This window comes from Vibrio sp. 03_296 (genome assembly GCF_002265885.1).
In genome coordinates this window covers 1-339 of sequence record NZ_NPKW01001283.1, presented here as the reverse complement: position 1 = coordinate 339, position 339 = coordinate 1, and the positions used below count along the sequence as shown (strand labels likewise).

Below are 339 nucleotides of genomic sequence, written 5' to 3'. Positions count from 1 at the left end.
TGAGATAAAAAAAGCGGCTTCATGAAGCCGCTTCAGACTGCTGACAAAGGTCTAGCTTTCGAGCTAGACCTTTGATCTAATAGGGGTATCGAAATATGGATACTCCGATATGCTTCAAGAACCCACCCCGCAACAATACGAACTGGAAATGGTGACGATGGAACAGTTAGTTCCTAAAGACCATTTAGTGCGCAAAATCGATAATGCTATCGACTTCGAATTCATTCGTGATGAAGTTGCTCATCTTTATTGTAAAGATAATGGGCGTCCACCTGTTGACCCTGTTCGTCTCTTCAAAATCATCTTGCTTGGTTATATCTTTGGTATAAAAAGTGAGCG

1 protein-coding gene is annotated in these 339 nt (G+C 41.6%); it reads left to right on the top strand.

Annotated features, from left to right (window positions below; all coding sequences use genetic code 11):
- Positions 1–109 precede the first annotated feature (109 nt).
- On the top strand, positions 110–339 hold a 230-nt coding region (locus CIK04_RS31565), incomplete at its 3' end, for a transposase (RefSeq protein WP_176463490.1).